This is a genomic window from Streptomyces sp. NPDC001904 (assembly GCF_040297005.1).
Lineage (GTDB): Bacteria > Actinomycetota > Actinomycetes > Streptomycetales > Streptomycetaceae > Streptomyces.
In genome coordinates, this window is the sequence record NZ_JBEOYI010000017.1 from 161,104 (window position 1) to 180,514 (window position 19,411).

Genomic DNA, 19,411 nt, shown 5'->3' on the forward strand with positions numbered 1-19,411 from the left:
GTGGTCCTGTCAGCGTGATCACTGACAGATTCGTGACCGGGCGCCGTACCGCGGCGGCCGGTCTGGCGCTCGCCCTTCCACTGGGTGGCGCACTGCTCGCGGCACCCGCCGCTCATGCCGCCGTGACCTGCGGCGACACCACGTTCAAGCGGACGTTCTACTCGAACACCAGCTTCTCGGGCACCCCGAAGAAGACCGACTGCGACACCACCGTCGACCAGACGTGGACCGGCGCGCCGCTCTCCGGGATGGCCACGAACAACTTCTCCGTGCGCTGGTCGCTGACCCGCGACTTCGGCTCGGGCGGCTGCTTCACGTACCGCCTGTCGGGCACGGACGGGCTGCGGCTGTACGTGGACGGGGTGCGCAAGGTCGACAAGTGGAAGAACACCGGGGACGCGGGCAACAGCGTGCCGGGCACGTTCTGCATCGGCTCGGGCAGCCACACCGTCCGGGTCGACCACGCGAACTGGACCGGCCTTTCCCGGGTGAAGTTCACCTGGCCCGCCTCGTCCGACAGCAAGAAGCCGCTCGCGCCGACCGGTGTCAAGACCACGTACGACGCGGCGACCGGCAAGGCGAACGCGAGCTGGACCAAGAACCGCGAGCTGGACATCAAGCACTACCGCGTCCTGGTCGAGACGGAGGGGACCGGCGTCACGGACTGGACGACCACCGGCACCACGGCGTCGTACACGCTGCCGAAGGACGGCGAGAAGTACCGGTTCTGCATCGCGGCCGTGGACAAATGGACCAACTACGGGGCGTGGGGCTGCGGCCCGTACGTGACGCCGCCCGACAAGACCGCCCCGCCGGTGCCGTACGTGCCCGCGTCGGACGTCTCGGTGTCCACGGTGCAGGGCGAGCCGCGCGTCAACGTCTGGCTGGGCCAGGTCCGGGAGGCCGAGGGACCGGTCTTCACTCTGTGGCGGGCCACCGCCGCGGCGGGCCCGTACACCAAGGTCGCCACGATGGACCTGCGGCAGTCGCCGGGCGAGCAGTACCTGTACGACGAGACGCCCGCCCAGAAGACGACGTACCACTACACGGTGAGCGCGACGGACGCGGCGGGCAACACCTCCGCGCGCACCGCGCCCGTCGCGGTGACCACGCCGGACACGAGGGCGCCGGGCGCGGTGACGGGTCTCGCGGCGAAGGCGGACGCGGGCGGGGTCGCGCTGTCGTGGACCGCGCCGTCCGACGACGCCGTGAGCTGGCAGGTGTACGGCTCGGACGGCGGTGCCGCGCCGGCCCTGCTCGGCACGGCAAAGGAGGCCGCGTACCGCGACACCTCGGCGAAGCCGGGAGTGATCCGCACCTACACCGTGTACGCGCTCGACGCGGCCGGGCACCGGTCGAAGCCGGCGTCCGTGACCTCGCGGCGCCCGGTGGCCCCCGCGACGATCGTGTACCTGCGGCCCGACGCGGACGGCCGCGTCGAGCTGCGCTTCCGGGTGCCCGCGGACAACGACCACGGCGGCGGCTTCACGGTGTACTCGGGGTCGAGCGTGTCCACGGCCCGCACCAACCCGCGCGACTGCGCGGCGAAGGAGCTGCTGAGCACCGACGCGTTCGTCGAGTACGGCTGCGTCCTCGACGGCCTCGGCTCCTCGACGGACCGCTACGTCACCCTGTTCGTGAAGGCCGCGAACGGGGTCGTGTCGACCGCCGCGACCCCGGTGCGCTACGAGGACAAGGTCGCGCCCCCGGTGCCGACCGGCTTCACGGCCACGCCCGGTGCCGAGGGCACCGCGCTGTCGTGGAACGCCTCCCCGGTGGCCGATCTGCACTCCTACTGGCTCCGGTCGGGCCGCGTGGAGACGGTCGACGGAGTGCGCTCCTGCGGCAGCGGGCTGCTCTCGGAGGTTCTGGACGGCGACGTCACGTCCTTCCGGGACACGGAGGTCCTGCCGGACGGCGAGGAGCGCTGCTGGGAGCTGCGCGCGGTGGACGGCGCCAACAACTACTCGGAGGCCGTCACCGTGTACGCGACCGGGGTGTCCGGCTAGGGGGCGCCCTACGGCCCGGCGGCGGCTTCTCGCGCCGCCGGCCGGTGGTCGGCTACGAGACCGGGAAACCCGTTTGCGGCCCCGTGGGATACTGGCGGGACCATCAAACAGCCCCGACCAGAACGGCAGCCCATACCCATGGCCCCGGTCACGTCCATCACCGCCAGCGTCAACCAGCGCCTCACCGCCGCCCTCACCTCGGCTCTGCCGGAGGCGAGCGGCGCGGACCCGCTGCTGCGACGTAGCGAGAGGGCCGACTACCAGGCCAACGGGATCCTGGCGCTCGCCAAGAAGGCCAAGGCGAACCCGCGGGAGCTGGCCGCCCAGGTCGTCGCGGAGATCGAGAACGGCGAGCTGCTCGCCGACGTCGAGGTCTCCGGCCCCGGCTTCCTGAACGTGACGGTCACCGACAAGGCGATCACCGAGACCCTCGCGGCCCGCGCCGCCGACGGCGACCGGCTCGGCGTGCCCGCGAAGGACGCACCGGGCATCACGGTCATCGACTACGCGCAGCCGAACGTGGCCAAGGAAATGCACGTGGGCCACCTGCGCTCCGCGGTGATCGGCGACGCCCTGCGCGCCATGCTCGACTTCACCGGTGAGAAGACGATCGGCCGGCACCACATCGGCGACTGGGGCACCCAGTTCGGCATGCTCATCCAGTACCTGATCGAGAACCCGGCGGAGCTGGCCCCGGCCGACGAGGCCGACGGCGAGCAGGCCATGTCGAACCTGAACCGGATCTACAAGGCGTCGCGTGCCGTCTTCGACTCCGACGAGGAGTTCAAGGAGCGGGCCCGCAAGCGGGTCGTCGCCCTGCAGTCCGGCGACAAGGAGACGCTCGACCTGTGGCAGCGGTTCGTGGACGAGTCGAAGATCTACTTCTACTCGGTCTTCGAGAAGCTCGACATGGAGATCCGGGACGACGAGATCGTCGGTGAGTCGGCGTACAACGACCTGATGCCGGAGACGGCGCGGCTCCTGGAGGAGTCGGGTGTCGCGGTGCGTTCGGACGGCGCCCTCGTCGTGTTCTTCGACGAGATCCGCGGCAAGGACGGCGAGCCGGTGCCGCTGATCGTCCAGAAGAAGGACGGCGGCTTCGGCTACGCGGCCTCCGACCTGTCCGCGATCCGGAACCGGGTCACCGACCTGCACGCCACGTCGCTGATCTACGTCGTGGACGTACGGCAGTCGCTGCACTTCAAGATGGTCTTCGAGGCGGCCCGCCGGATGGGCTGGCTCAGCGACGAGGTCACCGCGCACAACATGGGCTACGGCACGGTGCTCGGCGCGGACGGCAAGCCGTTCAAGACGCGTGCGGGCGAGACCGTGCGCCTGGAGGACCTGCTCGACGAGGCCGCCGAGCGGGCCACCGCCGTCGTCCGGGAGAAGGCCGAGAAGGTGGGCCTGACCGAGGAGGAGATCGTCGAGAACGGCCGGTACGTCGGCATCGGCGCCGTGAAGTACGCGGACCTGTCGACGTCGGCGAACCGGGACTACAAGTTCGACCTGGACCAGATGGTGTCGCTGAACGGCGACACCAGCGTGTACCTCCAGTACGCGTACGCGCGGATCAAGTCGATCCTGCGGAAGGCCGACTCCGCGCGTCCGGCCGCGCACCCGGAGATCGCGTTGGCCCCGGCGGAGCGGGCGCTCGGCCTGCACCTCGACGCGTTCGGCGACACGGTCTTCGAGGCGTCGGCCGAGTACGCGCCGCACAAGCTGGCCGCATACCTGTTCCAGCTGGCGTCGCTCTACACGACGTTCTACGACCAGTGCCCGGTCCTCAAGGCCGAGACGCCGGAGCAGGTCGAGAACCGGCTGTTCCTGTGCGACCTCACGGCCCGCACCCTGCACCAGGGCATGGCGCTCCTCGGCATCCGCACCCCCGAGAAGCTCTGACGGCCGGCCGCCCCGGCTCTTCCGTCTACTGTTCCTCGCGCGCGATCCATTCGCCGCCGCCGAGGGGATAGTCGAAGCCGGGGCGTCCGACGTCCGCGCTGGTGCGGAACGGGGTGCCGCCGCTGTCGACGCGTACGGTGCCGTGGCGGCCCCCGCTGGAGTATTCGAGGGTGAGTTCCCAGCGCACGTCGTGGGCCTTGGTGTGGGCGACGACGTAGAAGACCTCCGGGTCGGACTCGCTCACCTTGTAGGGGAAGTCGCGCTGGCCGCCCTTGACGGTGACGGCGGGGCTGCCGTTGTCGAGGTCGACGTCGAAGGACTTGGTGTCGACGCCGCCGCCGCAGCCGACGCCCATCGAGTAGTCGTTCCAGGCGAGCGGCGCCCCCTTGGAGACGACGCGGACGCGCAGCGCCTCAAGGACGACGGTCTGCGCGCCGCTGCCCTGGACGGTGAGCGCGACCTCCTGCTCGCCCGAGGAGACGGCGCCGTAGGCGGCGGCCCAGCGGGTCGCGTCCTGTTCCCCGGCGGGCGGTCCGACCTGGGCCGGTTCGCTGTCGACGAGGAAGTGCTGGCTGCACGGGCTGTCGTAGACGTAGGGGCGGGTGTTGACGCTCAGCGGGGCGGCGCCGCCGCTGTCCGGGGCCTCGGCGCCGCCGGACCCGGCGGAGGGCGGGGCGGACGTGCCCGCCGACGCCGACGGCTTCGTCTTCCGGGAGGGGCTAGGGGAGGGTGACTCGGCGGACCCCGACGGGCTCCGCTCCGCGCCGGTCCGCCCGGCGGCCGTGGCCCCGGCCGCCTGCTGCCGGTCCGCGTCCTTGCCGCCCCCGCCGCCCCCGAGGTTCACGGCGAGCACGACGGCCCCGGTGACGGCGGCGACCGCGATGCCCGCGATGACGGCGGTGCGCCTGCGGGAGACGGCGGGGCGCACGACGGCACCCTCATCGTTGCGGGACTCGGGCTCGGGCTCGGGCTTCGGATCCGGTACGGGTGCGGGTCCGGGGTCCCCTTTTCGGCCGCGGGCCGCGTCCGCCAGGATCCACCGCCGGTGCAGCTCCACCAGCTCCTCGGGAGTGGCCTTGCAGAGCCGGGCGAGCCGTTCCACGGGCGCGTACTCGGTCGGCACCGCGGTGCCGTTGCAGTAGCGGTGCAGGGTCGACGTGCTCATGTGCAGCCGCTTCGCCAGCGTGCCGTAGCTCAGTCCCGAACGGTCCTTCAACTCCCGCAGCAGCTGCGCGAACCCGTCTCCAGACACTCGTTCCTCCATGCCCCCGCGTCCCGTTCCGGCGTTCCAGGGGACCCTCGTTCCCCCAGGTCAGAGCCTGTTTCACCGTTCCAGCGTGCCGAACTACCCGTCGGTTGTGGCACCTGGGACGGATCTCCCCGCAGGCTCTGGGTCATCCAAGCACCACACCGGACCGAACTCCCAAGGGGCTCACGCAATGTCCAGCATCCGCACCTCCCGCACCCGCCTGCTGACCGCCGCCGCGTCCGTCGCGATCGCCGCGCTCTCGCTCACCGCCTGCGACGACGGATCGGGCGTCAAGGACGAGGGCGCGTCGGCCGTCTCCTCCCCCGCCGCGTCCTCCCCGGCCGCGTCGAAGGGTGCGTCGAAGGCCCCGGCGGGCGACGACGCGAAGACCGGCTCGGGCTCCGGCTCGCAGGGCACCGGTACGGGTACGGCCACGAACGCCTCGGGCGGCACCGCGACGAAGGCCCCGGCGGACTCGGCGTCCGCCGCGAAGCCGGTCACCTGCTCCGGTGCCGACACCAGGACGGTCGCGGCCCCGCTGACCCGGCCCATCAACCACATGCTGCTCACGGTCACCAACACCGGCGGCAAGCCCTGCTATCTGTACGGCTACCCGGTCGTCCGCTTCAGCGAGGCCCAGTCGGTGCCGCCGGTCGTCGAGGACTCCAAGCCGCAGGCCGTGGTCACGCTCGCGCCCGGCGAGTCCGGCTACGCGGCGGTGCTGCTGTCCGCCGCCGACGGCAGCGGCGCGCACGGCTACACCGCGAAGAGCCTGGAGGTCATGTTCCAGCCCCGCTCCCTCAGCGGTTCGCTGCCCGCCACCGCCCACCCGGCGCTGCCCGCCGACGGCGCGTTCATCGACGACTCGCTGAAGGTCACGTACTGGCAGCAGGACCTGGACAACGCCGTCCAGTGGTGACGCCCGTGAAAGGCTCGCCCCATGCCGTACGTCGATGAACTCGCCGACCGCGCCCGAGCCCTGGCCTCCCGGGGTTCGCGCCGCGTGCTCGGCATCGCGGGCCCGCCGGGCGCCGGGAAGTCCACCCTCGCCGAGGCCGTGGTCCGCGCGCTCGGCGCCCAGGCCGCGCTGGTCCCCATGGACGGCTTCCACCTCGCCGACACGGAACTGCGCCGGCTGGGCCGCGCGGACCGCAAGGGCGCCCCGGACACGTTCGACGCGTACGGGTACGGCGCCCTCCTCGCCCGGCTGCGGGCGCCGGGCCACGGCGAGACGGTCTACGCGCCGTCCTTCGAGCGGGACCTCGAGCAGCCGCTGGCGGGCGCGCTTCCGGTGGCGCCGAAGACCCCGCTGGTCGTGACCGAGGGGAACTACCTCCTGCTCGACGAGGAGCCGTGGTCGACGGCGGTCCGCCCGCACCTCGACGAGGTGTGGTGGGTGGCCGTCGACGACACGGTGCGGGTGGAGCGGCTGGTCGCGCGGCACGTGGAGTTCGGCAAGAACCCGGCCGAGGCCCGCGCGTGGGTGGAGCGCTCGGACGAGGCGAACGCCCGGCGGGTGGCGCCGGGCCGTGCGCGGGCGGACCTCGTCGTGGACCTGGACACCGGGCGGCTCAGCCCGCCCGCAGCTCCTGCTTGAGCACCTTGCCGGAGGCGTTGCGCGGCAGGTCCGTGACGAACTGGACCGCCCTGGGCACCTTGTAGTTGGCCATCTCGCGGCGCGCCCACGCGATGAGGTCGTCGCCGGTGAGCACGGAGCCGGGCCGCCGCACGACGTACGCCTTGCCGACCTCGCCGAGCCGTCCGTCGGGGACGCCGACCACGGCCACGTCGGCCACGTCGGGGTGGATGCCGAGCAGTTGCTCTATCTCGGCGGGGTAGGCGTTGAAGCCGCCGACGATGAACATGTCCTTGATGCGGTCGGTGATCCGCAGGTTGCCGCCGTCGTCGAGGACGCCGACGTCGCCGGTGTGCAGCCAGCCGTCCTCGGTGATGACCTCGCGGGTGGCGGCGGCGTCCTCGAAGTACTCCCGCATGACGTTGAAGCCGCGGACCAGGACCTCGCCGGGTTCGCCGGGCTCCGCCGCCACCTTCAGTTCGGTGCCGGGGATCGCCCGGCCCGAGGTCGACGCGATCGTCTCGGGGGCGTCGCCGCGGCGGCACATGGTGACGATGCCGCTGGCCTCGGTGAGGCCGTAGGCGGTCAGGACGGTCGCCACGTGCAGTTCGCCGCGCAGCCGCTCGACGAGTCGCAGCGGCACCACGGCCGCGCCGGTCACCACCACGCGCAGCGCCGACAGGTCGTGGGCGTCGCGCGCCGGGTGGTCGAGCAGCGACTGGTGCAGGGTGGGCGGTCCGGGGAGGACAGAGATGCGCTCGGCGGCGATGTTGGCGAGGACGGTGTCCACGTTGAAGACGGGCTGCGGGATCATCGTGGCCCCGCGCATCAGGCAGGCGATGACGCCCGCCTTGTAGCCGAAGGTGTGGAAGAACGGGTTCACGATCAGATAGCGGTCGCCCTCGCGCAGGCCGGCGAGGTCCGCCCAGATCTCGTAGCCACGCAGGGTCTGTTCGTGGGTGATGACGGCGCCCTTGGGGCGGCCGGTGGTGCCGGAGGTGAAGATGATGTCGGAGGCGTCGGCGGCCGCGACGGTGTCCGCCCGCTTCCGCACCTCCGCGGCGGTGACCTTCTCGCCTCCCGCGAGGAACTCCTTCCAGGTGCGGTAGCCGGGCGCGTCGGGCGCGGTGTCGGCGAGCACCACCACCTCGTCCAGGTGCGGGAGTTCGGCGCCCGCCTCCTGGGCGCGGCGCAGCGAGGCGACGTAGGAGGTGCCGAGGAAGGTGCCGGTGACGAAGAGCAGCCTGGCCCGGGAGCGGGCCAGGACGTCGGCGGCCTCGGCGCCCTTGAAGCGGGTGTTGAGGGGGACGAGGACGGCGCCCGCGCTGACCGCGCCGAGCGCGGAGACGATCCAGTCCAGGGTGTTGGGGGCCCAGAGCGCGACCCGGTCGCCGGGGGCGACGCCGGAGGCCAGGCAGGCCGCGGCGGCCCGTTCGACGCGCTCGCCCAGCTCGGCGTAGGTGATCCGGGTGCGCCCGTCGACCACGGCCTCGCGTGCTGAGTGGCGGGCGACGGTGTCCCTGATCAGTCCCGGGATGGTGCCCCACGTCTGCGCGTTCATCGACCGACCTCCCACAACGCCGTACCCGACCCGTAGCTGACTATCCGTCAGATTAGCTGTAGCCTGACGCGCTGTCAGCCCAGAGATCCAGGTGCACAGGTGGGAGTGCCATGGTGAGCAGCATCAAGGACGCGACAGCCATCGTCGGCATAGGCCAGACGGCCTTCGCCAGACAACTCCCCGAATCCGAGAAGACGTTGGCGTGCCGCGCGATCCTGGCCGCCCTGGACGACGCGGGCCTCGCCGCGTCCGAGGTGGACGGCTTCGCCTCGTACACGATGGAGGAGACCGACGAGGTCGAGGTGGCCAAGGCCGTCGGCGCGGGCGATGTCACCTTCTTCTCCAAGGTCGGTTACGGCGGCGGCGGTTCGTGCGCGACGATCGCCCACCTCGCCGCCGCGGTCGCCACCGGACAGGCGAGCGTGGGCGTCGCCTGGCGCTCGCGCAAACGCGGCAGCGGCCCGCGCCCCTGGAAGAACACCACCGTCCAGCTCCCCACGCCCGCCCAGTGGACGAGGCCCTTCGGACTGCTCCGCCCCGCCGACGAGATCGGCATGCTGGCCCGCCGCTACATGCACGAGTACGGCGCCACCCGCGACCACCTCTTCAACGTCGCCCTCGCCTGCCGCAACCGCGCCAACCAGAACCCGGCCGCCATGATGTACGAGCGCCCGCTGACCCGGGACATGTACATGAACGCCCGCTGGATCAGCGAGCCGCTCTGCCTCTTCGACAACTGCCTGGAGACCGACGGCGCGCTGGCCTGCGTCATCGTCTCCGCCGAGCGCGCCCGCGACCTGCGCCACAAGCCCGTCTACATCCACGCGGCGGCGCAGGGCCTGCCCGCCCAGCACCACGGCATGGTCAACTACTGGAACGACGACCCGCTCACCGGCCCCGCCTGGACCGCGGCCCGCCACCTGTGGAAGAACTCCGACCTCACCCCGCACGACGTGGACGTCGCCCAGATCTACGACGCGTTCACCCCGCTCATCCCGCTCTCCCTGGAGGGCTACGGCTTCTGCGGCCGCGGCGAGGGCGGCGCCTTCACCGAGGGCGGCGCCCTGGAGATCGGCGGCCGCCTTCCCATCAACACGGGCGGCGGCGGCCTCTCGGAGGCCTACGTCCACGGCTTCAACCTGATCAACGAGGGCGTGAAGCAACTCCGGGGCGTCAGCACGGCCCAAGTACCGGACGCACGCACGTGCCTGGTGACGGCGGGCGAGGGCGTCCCCACATCGGCGGTACTGCTCCGCGCCCCGTAGGGGGCGCGGAGAACTGCGCGACCGGCCACGGCGAAAACCGCACTCCGAAGGGAACAGACCATGGCAGACGCGACCGATTCAGCCCTACTGGCCCCCGTCCCGGACGACGACGGCGCCCCCTTCTGGGACTACGCCGCCCGAGGCGAACTGCGCATACAGGCCTGCGCCGAACCGGAATGCGGCGAACTGCGCTTCCCGCCCCGCCCCTGCTGCCCGCACTGCCAGTCCTTCGACTCCACCTGGCGCAAGATGAGCGGCAGGGGAAGGATCTGGTCGTACGTGATCCCGCACCCGCCCCTGCTCCCGGCCTACGCCGCGCTGGCCCCCTACAACGCGATCATCGTCGAACTCGCGGAAGCCCCCCGCATCCGCCTGGTCGGCAACCTGGTCGCCACGGCCGACGCCCCGCTGAACTCGGTCCCCCGGGACCGGCTGCGGATCGGCGCGAAGGTGCAGGCCGTGTTCACGGAGATCGACGGCGTGCACGTCCCCCGCTGGGTCCTGGAGCGGCCGTGACCGTGGACGTGACCCGCCACAAGGAGACCGGGGTGGCCGTGGTCACCCTGGACCGCCCGCACCGCCACAACGCCCTCGACCAGGCGACGATCACCGAACTCGTCGCCTCCTGGCGGGAGTTCCGCCACGACGACATCGTCCGGGCGATCGTGCTCACCGGCGCGGGCGACCGCGCCTTCTGCACGGGCATCGACCGCGGCCTGGACGTCCCGCAGCCCTCGTCCCCGTACTCCATGGACGATCCGCTCCTCGGCGTCGGCCCGAAGGCCAACGACCTGTGGAAGCCGGTGATCGCCGCGGTGAACGGGATGGCGTGCGGCGGCGCGTTCTACCTGCTGGGCGAGGCGGAGTTCGTCGTCGCCGACGAGCGCGCGACGTTCTTCGACCCGCACACCACGTACGGCATGGTCAGCGCCTACGAGTCGGTGTACCTGGCGCAGCGCATGCCGCCGGGCGAGGTGGCGCGGCTCGCGCTGATGGGTTCGGCGGAGCGGATGTCGGCCCGGCGGGCGTACGAGACCGGGCTGGTCAGTGAAGTCACCGCGCCCGGCGGGGCGTTGGCGGCCGCGGTGCGCTGCGCGGAGACCGTCGCCGCGCACCCCGCCGAGGCGGTGCAGGGCACGGTGCGGGCGGTGTGGGCGGCCACGGAGGCGGCCCGCGAGCGCGCCTTCGCCCAGGCCCCGCACCTGATCGCGCTCGGCAATCTGCCGCCGGACCGTCAGGCCGAGCTGTTCGCCTCGCGCACGGCGAAGGAGTTCCGGGTGCGCTGACCGGCCGCCCCGGTCAGGGCCGCGCGGCGGGGTCGACCTCGCAGTGGTCCACCCGGTCGACGGCCCCGGACGCCGTGCCGACCGGCACCTTCGCGACCGCCCTGCCCTGGCCCGGGACCCGGACCTTCGCGGTCCTGGTCTCGATGCGCAGGTCCGCGTCGTCGTAGTAGGTGGTGGACACCGTGAAGGTGACCTGGCGTCCGTTGGGATTGGTGACCTCGACCGTGGACCAGGGCCGGCTCGCGCTCGCGCAGCTCACCAGGCGGGCCGTCCCTTCCTGGAGGGCCGTGCCGCTGGAGGTGGACGTCGGCGTGGAGCGATTGCGGTGGCGCACCGTCGGCGTGGTCACCGGATCGTCGTCGTAGGTGGACCCTCCGTACGACGAGCCGCCCGACGTGCTGTGCGACGAGCTGTCGTGGTCCTGCGACGAGCTGCTGCACCCTCCCCCGCCGCCGCTGCTGCTGTGGTGGCGGCCGTGTCCCCGGGAGAAGCCCGTCAGCGCGAGCACCACCAGTGCCGCGACGGCCGTCAGTCTGAGTGTCCTGCGTCCCCGTATCATCACGCCGGGCACCCTACCCGGCACGACACGCGGGGACGCCCGCATCGGCCGGTCCCGGTGCTAGCGACTGGTCCCGGTCCCCTTCTCCGCGTCCAGCGCGTACACGCAGCGGTCCTTGCTGCACGCGTAGACGACACCGTCGGTGACGACGGGCGTCCCGGTGATCTCGCCGCCGGTCGCCAGCTTCCAGCGCAGCCGGCCGTCGTCCGCCTTCAGCGTGTAGAGCAGGTGGTCCGTCGAGCCGAAGTGGATCCGGCCGTCGGCGACGACCGGGGAGCCGACGATCTCCCCGCCGGCCTGGAACCGCCACTTCGGCGTCCCCGTCACCGCGTCCAGCGTGTAGAGCCCCTGACCGCTGCCCACGTGGACGTGGCCGCGCGCGACGAGCACCGGGTCGGTCGCCGAGGGCCGGGCCTCGGTCGCGATGCGCCAGCGGTCGCGGCCGTCCGCGGCGTCGAGCGCGTAGACCGTGCCGTGGTGGTCGACGAGGTAGACCCCGCCGCCGGTGACCGCGGGCCCCGGGACGAACGCGGGCGGGCTCAGGAAGACGGCCGGTGCCTCGAAGTGCCAGCGCACCTGTCCGGTGGCGACCTCGATGGCGAGCACCCGGGTGCCCGCGGCGACGTACACGTATCCGTCGTCGGCGGGGGTCAGCCGGACCGGCACCCCGCCGCAGGAGGCGGCGTCGCCGACCGGGTACGACCAGCGCTCCTCGCCGCTCCTGGCCTCCAGGGCGCGCAGCCGCGCGTCCTGCCACACGTAGACGGTGCCCTCGTGGACGACGGGGCCCGCCTCGGGCGTCTCGAAGTCGGTCTGGCAGCCGGTGATCTCCCACAGCGGGTCGCCGCTGACGGCCTCGCGGGCCTGGGCGCCGCCGCCGCGGGTGCCGGTGACGACGGTGCCGTGGCCGGCCTGGACGGAGTAGACCCAGGCGTCCGTCTGGAGCCGCCACAGGTCGGAGCCCTCGCGGGCGTCGAGCGCCCACAGGGTCGGCCCGTCGGAGGCGTGGATGATGCCGTCGGCGACCGTCAGCGACCAGGCGACGTCCCGGGTCTTGAAGCGGCGCCTGCCGGTGGCCGTGTCGAGGGCGTGCACCTCGAAGGAGGTGACGTAGACCAGGTCGCCGGCGACCTTGGGGGTGCCCCACACGTCGTTCGACATCCGGAACCGCCACGGCCGCCAGCCGGCCGGGCCCTCCGCGGCGGGGGCGGGCGCGGGCACCACCGGATCGGGCGAACCGTTCACGGACGGCTTCGCGCGGGACCAGGAGGCGGCCAGCCCGGACTCGGCGGGCGGCGCCTGCACGGCGGCGGCGCGGGCGTCGGCGACCCGGGGCCCGGGTCCGATCGGCACCTGCGCGCCGGCCAGGTGGACCGGCCCGTCGGCGGCGCGGCCGGACCCGACGGGCGCGGCGACCGGGCCGCGCCAGCCGTCGGTCGGGACCGGAGGCGGCGGCTGCGGCGGCATCGCGGGCACCTGGCCGCCCGGGGCGCGGGACGCCTGGGGGCGCACCACGGTCCGGCTGCCGCGCCGGGACTCGATCAGCGCGACGGACCGCTCGGGCAGCCAGGCGGACGCGGTGCCGCTGTCGTCGCTGCCGGAGCCGAAGAGGTGCGGGGCGAGCTGGGCCTGGAGGTCGGCCGGGGACGGGCGCAGGCCCGCCTCCATCTGCATGCAGGACTCGATCAGCGGGCGCAGCTCGTCGGGGAGCCCGTCCACGTCGGGGCCCTCGCGCAGCAGCATGAAGACGGTCTCCACGGGGTTGGCCCCGTGAAAAGGGGCGTGGCCGGTCGCCGCGAAGACCAGGGTGGAGCCGAGCGAGAAGACGTCGCTGGCGCCGGTGACGCTGCGGGAGTCCTTCGCCTGCTCGGGCGACATGTAGGCGGGCGTGCCCACCGCCACGTTCGTCATGGTCAGGCGGGTGTTGGAGACCCCGGACGCGATGCCGAAGTCGATCACGCGGGGGCCGTCCTCGACGACGAGGACGTTCGACGGCTTGAGGTCGCGGTGGACCAGGCCCGCGCCGTGGATGGACTGCAGCGCCTCGGCGATGCCGGCCGCCAGCCAGCGCACCGCCTGGGCCGGCAGCGGCCCGCACTCGTTCACTATTTCTTCGAGGGAGGGCGCGGGGACGTACGCGGTGGCCAGCCACGGCACGGCCGCGCGCGGGTCGGCGTCGACGACGGCGGCCGTGTAGAAGCCGGACACCGCCCGGGCCGCCTCGACCTCGCGCGTGAACCGGACCCGGAACAACTGGTCCTCGGCGAGCTCCGTGCGCACCGTCTTGATCGCCACGCGCCGGCCCGAGGCCGAGCGTGCCAGATAGACCAGACCCATGCCGCCCGCGCCGAGCCGTCCCAGGACCTCGAACGGACCGATCCGCCTCGGATCGTGCTGCGTCAGCTGATCCACCACTCGCCTGCCACCTCCCCGTACGGGGCCACCGCACTCACGGCCCCCGACAGCGTCTCACCGCCGAAGCGCTACGGCGGCACGCACCCCGATTCTTCCTGTCCGGGGCCCCGGTTGCGAACCCGGGGGCACATCGGGGTGTCTCAGACCTCCCGCAGGGCGAAGAGGGCGCCCTGGTCGTCGGCGAGCACGGTCACCCGGCCGTACCCGGTCGGATGCGCCGGCACCTGGATCTCGCCGCCGAGCCGGAGGGCGTCGGCGGTGGTGGCCTCCAGCTCCGCGGTGCCGAAGTGGACCAGAAAACCCCCGGTCAGCGGCGTGCCGGAGGAGGAGCGGCGGCCGACGACCGCGGTCGCCGGGGACGGGACGGTCCCGGCGGGCGCCCAGAGCCGCAGCCCGTCGCGGGGGTTCCCGTCGCCGGGGAGGGCGGTATCTCCCACGGCTCCCCCGGCTCCATCGGCTCCGGCGTCTCCGGCGTCTCCGGCCGCGTACGAGAAGACGGTCTCGTAGAAGGCGTCGGCCCGGGCCGTGTCCCGGACCCGCAGCTCCGCCCAGCAGTAGGCGCCCGGCTCCCCCGCCACCTCGAAGCCGAGGTCGCTGCCCGCCTGCCACAGTCCGAAGATCCCGCCGTCACGGTCGGTGACCAGCGCCATGGTGGCGGCCGTGCCCACGGAGAGCGGGCCGGTGAGCACCCGGCCGCCGGAGCGGGTGACCCGGGCGGCGGTGGCGTAGGCGTCGCGGACCGCGAAATGCACGGTCCAGGCCGGTCCCGCGCCGCCGAACAGGGGGGCGAGGGCGGCGACGGCGCGGTCCTCGCTGTAGGCCGCCGTGTAGTAGCCCCGCTCGGCCCCGGCGCCCTCGTCGAAGGTCCAGCCGAAGAGATCGCCGTAGAAGCGCTTGCCCGTCTCGACGTCCGGCAGCTGGACGTCGGCCCAGCACGGGGCGCCTTCCGGGAACGCGCTGCGTACGGGGGCCATGGCGGCACGCTAGCCACGCAGGTCGGGGCCGGACTGTTCACATTCGAACGAATGGCCAATTCCGGTCGCTCCTCGTCCCGGTTTCGACCGGTGACCGGTCCCGTTTCGTGGGCCCCAACCCCATTTGCAGTCGGCCAGATCGCGCTCCGATCACCCCTCGGTAAGCTGACGGCATGACAGGACAAGTACGTACCGTCGACGGTCGTGTGGCCGGACGGCGTGGTCAAGCGACACGTCAGAAGCTGCTCGACTGCCTCGGCGAGATGCTCAGCTCCTCGCCCTACCGGGACGTCAAAGTCATTGATGTCGCGCGAAAGGCGGGCACTTCGCCCGCGACCTTCTACCAGTACTTCCCGGACGTCGAGGGCGCCGTCCTGGAGATCGCCGAGCAAATGGCGGCCGAAGGGGCCGAGTTGACCGGCCTGGTGGCCGACCGCTCCTGGGTCGGCAAGGCCGGCTGGGCGACCGCGCAGGAACTCGTCGACGGGTTCCTCGAGTTCTGGCGCAAGAATGACGCGATCCTGCGCGTCGTCGACCTCGGTGCGGCCGAGGGCGACAAGCGGTTCTACAAGATCCGCATGAAGATCCTGAACTCCGTGAACAACTCCCTTGCCGACGCGGTCAAGGACCTTCAGGACAAGGGCAAGGTCGACAAGGACGTGAGCCCGGCGGCGGTGGCCGGCTCGCTCGTCGCGATGCTCGCGGCGGTCGCCTCGCACCAGCGGGGCTTCCAGACCTGGGGTGTCAAGCAGGCCGAACTGAAGCCGAACCTGGCGCTGTTGGTCCACCTGGGCGTGACCGGAAAGAAGCCGACGAAGTAACGGCACTCCTTTCCCCCGGTCCTGTCGGACGGCGGCGGTTCGCGTGGTCAGCGTGAGCCGCCGCCGTTGCCGTTGGAGCCGGTGTGCGGCCGCCCGCGTCAGGGCGCGCGCCGCGCGAGCCGGAACAGCCTGATCTCCCGGTCGATCCGGGCCTGGTACGCGGCGTACGGTGGCCAGAATTTCAGTGCGGCCGCCCAAGCCTCCTCCCGTTCGGCCGAGTTGAGCAGCCGGGCGGTGACCGCGATGTCCTTCCCGTGCCAGTTGATCTCGGCGTCGGGGTGGGCCAGCAGGTTCGCCGTCCACGCCGGATGTCCGGGACGTCCGAAGTTCGACCCGATCAGCAGCCAGGTGCCCGCCGCCTCCTCGGGCATGCAGGCGAGCGGTGTACGCCGTTCGAGGCCGCTCCGGGCGCCGCGCGCGGTGAGGATGACACCGGGCAGCATCTGCGCGCTGACCAGCACTTTTCCCCTGGTCAGGCGGTGGACGGCGCGGTCCATCGCCGGGATGACGTGCGGTGCGAACCGGGCGAACGTCCTGGTCGACGACACCTTCTGCACGAGGCGGAGCCCCACCGGCGCCATCAGGCGCTCACCGCCGCGGCCGGGCCGAACAGGGCGGCGGTCTGCGCGGCGCGGGCCCGCAGCAGGTGCACGGGCCCGAAGAGCAGCTCGTCGCCCGCTGCCCGCTTCAGATACAGATGGGCGTCGTGCTCCCAGGTGAAGCCGATGCCGCCGTGCAGCTGGACCGCCTCGGCGGCGGCGGTGCGCAGCGCCTCCAGGGCCTGGGCGAGCGCGAGCCCGCCGGCCCGCTCACCCCCCGTGCCACCCGTGTCCCCCGCCGCCCAGGCCGCGTAGTACGCGGCGGAGCGCGCCGCCTGCACGGCCACGTACACATCGGCGAGCCGGTGCTTGACCGCCTGGAACGAGCCGATGGGCCGCCCGAACTGCTCGCGCTCCTTGACGTACCCGACGGTCCGCTCCAGGGCCCGGTCGGCGGCGCCGACCGCGTCGGCGGCGAGCAGGGTGGCGGCGGTGTCCCCGACGGCGGCGAGCGCTCCGGGTACGTCGCCCTCGTCCTGGCCGAGCAACTCGGCGGGCACGTCGCGCAGTTCGAGGCGGGCCTGCGGCCGGGTCTCGTCGAGCGAGGTCTGCCGGGTGCGGACGAGTCCGGCGGCGTCCTCCCGTACGAGGAACAGCAGGGTCCGGGAGCGGGCGAAGCCGCCGGTGTGCGCGGCGACCAGGAGCAGGCCCGCGCTGTGCCCGTCGAGGACCTGCTCGGCCTGCCCGTACAGGTGCCAGCCGCCGTCCGCCCTGCGGGCCTGGACACCGCCCGCGCGCCCGCCGCCCGCCCAGTCGCCGGTGTTCTCGGCGACCAGGCCGAGGGCCGTGGCCAGGCCGGTGCCGGGGACGGCGAGGGCCGCGGTGAGCCGGCCGCCCGCGATCCGGGTGAGCAGCGCCTCCCGCTGGGCGTCCGTGCCGAGCGCGGCGATCAGCGGGGCGGCGAGTCCGCAGGTCGCGAAGAGCGGGGAGGGGGCCAGCGCCCGGCCCAGCTCCTCCTGCGCGAGGGCGAGTTCGGTGACGGTGGCGCCGACCCCGCCGTAGCGCTCGGGCAGCGCGAGGCCCGGCAGTCCCAGCTCGGTGCCGAGCGCGCCCCACAGGGCGAGGTCGTGGCCTGCCGGGGTGCGGGTGGCGGCTTTGACGTCGTCCGGGGTGCAGCGTTTCGTGGTGAGTTCGCGCAGGGTGCGGCGGATCTCCTGCTGTTCCTCGGTGAACGTGGCGTCCATGCGGGCCCCTTTCTGACGGGGCGTCATGTTAAGGCCCACCGCCGCGCATGCCCAGACTTTTGATCCCCGGATCGCAAGCGCCCCGCCCGGGGCCGCACAGCCCCCGCACCCCTGGGCGGGGCTGACGGCCGCCTCGAATCTGATGTACCGTCAGATTCATGACTGGCCCTCAACGCAAGGTCGCCATCACGGGCATCGCCCTCTCCGACTGCGGCCGGGTCGACGACGCCACCCCCTACGCCCTGCACGCCCAGGCCGCCCGCCGGGCCCTGGCCGACGCGGGGCTCACCCCCGACGTGATCGACGGCGTCGCGAGCGCCGGGCTCGGGACGCTGGCGCCCGTGGAGGTCGCCGAGTACCTGGGGCTCACACCCCGCTGGGTGGACTCCACCTCGGTCGGCGGCTCCACCTGGGAGGTGATGGCGGCGCACGCGGCGGACGCCATCGCCGCCGGGCACGCCCGCGCCGTCCTCCTCGTCTACGGCTCGACGGCCCGCGCCGACATCAGGGCGAAGCGGCGCACCTCGAACCTGTCTTTCGGCTCCCGGGGCCCGCTCCAGTTCGAGGTCCCGTACGGGCACACGCTCATCGCCAAGTACGCGATGGCGGCCCGCCGCCACATGCACCAGTACGGGACCACCCTCGACCAGCTCGCCCAGGTCGCGGTCCAGGCCCGGCAGAACGCGGCGGCGAACCCGGACGCGATGTTCCGCGACCCGATCACGGTCGACGACGTGCTCGACGGGCCGATGATCGCCGACCCGTTCACCAAGCTGCACTGCTGCATCCGCTCCGACGGCGGCGCGGCGGTGCTGATGGTCGCCGCGGACCTGGTGCCGGACTGCGCCTCGTCCCCGGTCTGGGTGCTCGGCTCGGGCGAGCACGTCTCGCACACCACCATGTCGGAGTGGGACGACTTCACGGTCTCCCCCGCGGCGGTGAGCGGCCGGCTCGCCTTCGAGCGGGCCGGGGTGTCACCGTCCGAGATCGACGTCGCGGAGCTCTACGACGCCTTCACGTACATGACGCTGGTGACCCTCGAAGACCTCGGTTTCTGCGCCAAGGGCGAGGGCGGGGCCTACGTCGAGAAGGGCCGGCTGCTGCGCGACGGCGAGCTGCCGACGAACACCGACGGCGGCGGCCTGTCCGCCCAGCACCCCGGCATGCGCGGACTGTTCCTGCTGGTGGAGGCGGTGCGGCAGCTGCGCGGTGAGGCGGGCGGCCATCAGGTGCGCAAGCCGGACGGCTCGCTCCCCGCGCTCGCCGTGGCGTCCGGGACGGGCGGCTGGTTCTGTTCGTCGGGAACGATGGTGCTCGGCCGGGACTGACCCGCCCGCGCTCTCACCGATGAGTTTCCTTGTCGGTCGCGGTCATCATGGGCGTAGGAACGACGACCGTGCCCCGAAGAGACCAGGAGCCCTCCCATGCGTACGCTCATCAGCACCGCCTTCGTCTCGCTCGACGGAGTGATGGAGGCTCCCGGCGGCGAGAGCGGCTACCGCAACGCCGGCTGGACGTTCAAGGGCATCGACTTCGTGCCCGAGGCCTTCGAGATCAAGGGCCGCGAGCAGAAGGAAGCGGCGGCGATGCTGCTCGGCCGGGCCAGCTACGAGGCGTTCAGCCCGGTGTGGCCCGCCATGGAGGAGTTCGGCGACTACAAGGACCTGCCGAAGTACGTCGTCTCGACCACGCTCACCGAGGACGCGCTGGTCTCCGACTGGGGCCCGACCACGATCCTGCGCTCGCTCGACGACGTGGCCGCGCTGAAGGAGACCGATGGCGGCCCGATCCTCGTCCACGGCAGCATCGCCCTGAACCACGCCCTCTCCGACGCCGGCCTGATCGACCGCTACCACCTCCTGGTCTTCCCCCTCCTCCTCGGCGCGGGCAAGCGCCTGTTCAGCACGGCGGACCAGGACACCCGGAAGCTGCGGCTGGTGGAGCAGGAGGCGTATGCCAACGGGGTGCAGAAGCAGGTGTTCGACGTGGTGCGGGGCGCGTAGCGGGGCGC

Annotated in this window: 17 protein-coding genes; 10 read left to right on the forward strand and 7 right to left on the reverse strand. The window is 72.8% G+C overall.

The annotated features are described in order from the left end of the window. Positions 1 to 14 precede the first annotated feature (14 nt). Together ABT127_RS25385 and argS are read left to right on the forward strand one after the other, a co-directional pair. Positions 15 to 2,009, forward strand: coding sequence for a PA14 domain-containing protein (locus ABT127_RS25385; protein WP_351454271.1), 1,995 nt, complete (start codon positions 15 to 17; stop codon positions 2,007 to 2,009). 138 nt (positions 2,010 to 2,147) lie between these two features. Continuing rightward, entirely contained in the window at positions 2,148 to 3,911 is a 1,764-nt protein-coding gene (gene argS / locus ABT127_RS25390) for an arginine--tRNA ligase (protein WP_351454274.1), read from the forward strand. Between the two features lie 25 nt (positions 3,912 to 3,936). Here argS and ABT127_RS25395 read toward each other — a convergent pair whose 3' ends face one another. Further along, the gene (locus ABT127_RS25395; protein WP_351454277.1) at positions 3,937 to 5,175 is read right to left on the reverse strand and encodes a helix-turn-helix domain-containing protein; all 1,239 of its coding nucleotides are present in this window, start codon (positions 5,173 to 5,175) and stop codon (positions 3,937 to 3,939) included. Positions 5,176 to 5,350: 175 nt separating this feature from the next. Here ABT127_RS25395 and ABT127_RS25400 point away from each other — a divergent pair, with 175 nt between their 5' ends. Together ABT127_RS25400 and ABT127_RS25405 are read left to right on the forward strand one after the other, a co-directional pair. After that, positions 5,351 to 6,079, forward strand: coding sequence for a DUF4232 domain-containing protein (locus ABT127_RS25400; RefSeq protein ID WP_351454279.1), 729 nt, complete (start codon positions 5,351 to 5,353; stop codon positions 6,077 to 6,079). 21 nt (positions 6,080 to 6,100) lie between these two features. Then, on the forward strand, positions 6,101 to 6,757 hold the full coding sequence (locus ABT127_RS25405; protein ID WP_351454282.1) for a nucleoside/nucleotide kinase family protein: 657 nt from the start codon (positions 6,101 to 6,103) through the stop codon (positions 6,755 to 6,757). Here the strand turns inward: ABT127_RS25405 and ABT127_RS25410 are convergent. Continuing rightward, the gene (locus ABT127_RS25410; RefSeq protein ID WP_351454284.1) at positions 6,732 to 8,297 is read right to left on the reverse strand and encodes a FadD3 family acyl-CoA ligase; all 1,566 of its coding nucleotides are present in this window, start codon (positions 8,295 to 8,297) and stop codon (positions 6,732 to 6,734) included. The genes ABT127_RS25405 and ABT127_RS25410 overlap by 26 nt on opposite strands. A 110-nt stretch (positions 8,298 to 8,407) precedes the next feature. On the opposite strand from ABT127_RS25410, the gene ABT127_RS25415 reads away from it, so the two are divergent. From ABT127_RS25415 to ABT127_RS25425, 3 genes are read left to right on the forward strand one after another with little or no spacing between them, the layout of a single operon-like run. Next, positions 8,408 to 9,562 (forward strand): lipid-transfer protein, encoded by a 1,155-nt coding sequence (locus ABT127_RS25415; protein ID WP_351454286.1) that lies wholly within the window; start codon positions 8,408 to 8,410, stop codon positions 9,560 to 9,562. 60 nt (positions 9,563 to 9,622) lie between these two features. Next, on the forward strand, positions 9,623 to 10,078 hold the full coding sequence (locus ABT127_RS25420; RefSeq protein ID WP_351454289.1) for a Zn-ribbon domain-containing OB-fold protein: 456 nt from the start codon (positions 9,623 to 9,625) through the stop codon (positions 10,076 to 10,078). Next, a complete protein-coding gene (locus ABT127_RS25425) occupies positions 10,075 to 10,848 on the forward strand; it encodes an enoyl-CoA hydratase/isomerase family protein (RefSeq protein WP_351454291.1) in 774 nt (257 codons plus the stop codon). Before ABT127_RS25420 ends, ABT127_RS25425 begins: the two co-directional genes overlap by 4 nt. A 13-nt stretch (positions 10,849 to 10,861) precedes the next feature. On the opposite strand, the gene ABT127_RS25430 is transcribed toward ABT127_RS25425, so the two are convergent. The 3 genes from ABT127_RS25430 to ABT127_RS25440 all read right to left on the reverse strand — a co-directional run bounded on the left by ABT127_RS25430 (position 10,862) and on the right by ABT127_RS25440 (position 14,796). Then, positions 10,862 to 11,407, reverse strand: a complete 546-nt coding sequence (locus ABT127_RS25430; RefSeq protein ID WP_351454365.1) for a hypothetical protein — start codon at positions 11,405 to 11,407, stop codon at positions 10,862 to 10,864. A 60-nt stretch (positions 11,408 to 11,467) separates the two neighbouring features. Then, positions 11,468 to 13,822, reverse strand: coding sequence for a protein serine/threonine kinase AfsK (afsK, locus tag ABT127_RS25435; RefSeq protein ID WP_351454294.1), 2,355 nt, complete (start codon positions 13,820 to 13,822; stop codon positions 11,468 to 11,470). 140 nt (positions 13,823 to 13,962) lie between these two features. Next, positions 13,963 to 14,796: a VOC family protein gene (locus ABT127_RS25440; protein WP_351454297.1), complete on the reverse strand. Its 834-nt coding sequence runs from the start codon at positions 14,794 to 14,796 to the stop codon at positions 13,963 to 13,965. 173 nt (positions 14,797 to 14,969) lie between these two features. Here ABT127_RS25440 and ABT127_RS25445 point away from each other — a divergent pair, with 173 nt between their 5' ends. Continuing rightward, positions 14,970 to 15,617: a TetR family transcriptional regulator gene (locus ABT127_RS25445; RefSeq protein WP_351454300.1), complete on the forward strand. Its 648-nt coding sequence runs from the start codon at positions 14,970 to 14,972 to the stop codon at positions 15,615 to 15,617. Positions 15,618 to 15,715: 98 nt separating this feature from the next. Here the strand turns inward: ABT127_RS25445 and ABT127_RS25450 are convergent, their stop codons facing one another. Both ABT127_RS25450 and ABT127_RS25455 read right to left on the reverse strand, forming a co-directional pair. Then, complete coding sequence (locus tag ABT127_RS25450; RefSeq protein WP_351454302.1) at positions 15,716 to 16,198, reverse strand: nitroreductase family deazaflavin-dependent oxidoreductase; 483 nt, start codon at positions 16,196 to 16,198, stop codon at positions 15,716 to 15,718. Further along, positions 16,198 to 17,400, reverse strand: coding sequence for an acyl-CoA dehydrogenase family protein (locus ABT127_RS25455; RefSeq protein WP_351454305.1), 1,203 nt, complete (start codon positions 17,398 to 17,400; stop codon positions 16,198 to 16,200). Before ABT127_RS25455 ends, ABT127_RS25450 begins: the two co-directional genes overlap by 1 nt. 158 nt (positions 17,401 to 17,558) lie before the next feature. On the opposite strand from ABT127_RS25455, the gene ABT127_RS25460 reads away from it, so the two are divergent. After that, positions 17,559 to 18,728: a thiolase C-terminal domain-containing protein gene (locus tag ABT127_RS25460; RefSeq protein ID WP_351454307.1), complete on the forward strand. Its 1,170-nt coding sequence runs from the start codon at positions 17,559 to 17,561 to the stop codon at positions 18,726 to 18,728. Positions 18,729 to 18,824: 96 nt separating this feature from the next. Beyond that, a complete protein-coding gene (locus tag ABT127_RS25465) occupies positions 18,825 to 19,403 on the forward strand; it encodes a dihydrofolate reductase family protein (RefSeq protein ID WP_351454310.1) in 579 nt (192 codons plus the stop codon). The last annotated feature ends 8 nt before the right edge of the window (positions 19,404 to 19,411 follow it).